The 1,738-nt window shown below is 43.2% G+C and carries 1 pseudogene; it reads left to right on the top strand.

The features are described 5' to 3' along the window. Positions 1 to 777: 777 nt before the first annotated feature. Positions 778 to 1,738, top strand: a pseudogene (locus tag J5224_RS26580) (hypothetical protein); the annotation flags it as partial.

Raw genomic sequence — 1,738 nt, 5'->3', positions numbered from 1 at the left:
ATAAAAAGTGATACATAGCCGTCAAGGCGAATTGCAACCGAGACAGTTCGACAACATCAAACATGGTAGACTCCTAGCGCGGCATGAAAAATCACACCATGCGGTTATTCCGCGTTCCAGCCGGAATAAATAGCGATGAATTAACACAATAAAATGCTGCTCCGACGGGCAGGATGACAGCCGGAATGTTTTGCATAGACGAGATAACAATTAATAGGTAATGGTTCGGGAAAGGATTATAGCGTGCAAAAAATGACGAATAAATAGTACAGTAGAGCCATAAGCCAGAATACCTAATCCACATCAAAATAAGAATAAAACACTTAATAAAATTAATTTTTAGATAGAAAATAACGAAAAAATACAAATTTACAACATTATAGACCAGTTTAAATTTACTTCACCTTTTTAAAACCCCATTTATTGGTACAGATTAATCCCAGTGAAATATAACAGTTACTTTTTGTATTAATTTTATGACTCTCCTCTGCTGTTGTGTATCTGAGGGTGGTCTGGATCTCCCCTACCAGAATAACCGCAGTACCCTTTGGATAAAGTCAGCGAAAACGCCACATAGCGTAAATAAACCGGGTGGCAACTATCTGTCGGTGATGGTTCACAACGGTATGGCTTAGGTTAGCGGCCCATTGCCACCTCGGGGGGATGTGCAGGGTCGTGGGGCAAATGCGCAACATTAATTCACACAGCTCACAGACACATCCCGCTATTTTCTGTACGCTCAGATTACTGATACGGATTCGAACTTGAGAACGCCTAGTGAACAGCTTTGACCTGTCGTTGCTAAAATATATTCAGGAACACAGCCCGGTATTTATTGAGGATGTTATGTCAAAATTTGGCAAAACAACCTCGACGTTGAAGCGTTCGCTTAAAGGTATCAACGAGTTTCTTGAGCCTGAATATCATCTGCATATCGATGGACAATCGATAGTCACCGCGATCACCTATCGCCAATACATCGATTTCCTGACCAGAATCCCTTTCAATCGTTATATCACCACCGCCGAAGAGCGGATCAAAAACCTGAGTGTGGCACTGTGCCTGCACGACGTGGTGAATAAAAGCGAGTATTACCGAAAATTCAATGTCAGCTCAACCACCTTAAAAAATGATAATCCGGCGTTATATACCTTTTTACAGGCAAATCATCTCTCCATGACTGCCATTCCCCGCCAGGGATCGCGTCTGGACGGTGACGAAATTATGCTGCGAATTACCATCTGCCTGACAATCCTTAAAACAGTCGAAATTGGCGATGACAACGTATTGGTACCGCATAAAGCCAATGAACCCATCAATAAATCCATTGCCACGCAATTTCTCACAGCGTGTAAGGAGGAGATTGCCCTCGCGGCCGATCTCTACCAAAGGCAACTGAGCCAGTGTGTTACGCTAGGCTATAACAGTAAAAAATATTTCCTGGTGTACATGAGCATTGCCCTACACCGTATGCGACGTGGGCACGTCATTGCCGACAGTGATAATCTCGATTTTATTCAGTCCTTCAATTTTACATTGCTCAACCGTGCACATGAGGATCGGTTTCTTGACCTGCTGATTTCTTCTTTGACCTACACCTGGCGGCCTTTTGCTATTTATGATGCCGCGTTGATTGCACAGGTCAGGCAATTATGCAAATCGCTCAAGCCCCTGCTCAGGGCAAACATATACAATGCCTTCCCTTTTTTTGCTTTGGTTTATCCGTTTATCTACTCGG

The organism is Candidatus Symbiopectobacterium sp. NZEC135 (genome assembly GCF_025962695.1).
The sequence above is the reverse complement of the archived record's forward strand: the minus strand, read 5'-3'. Positions and strand labels throughout refer to the sequence as shown.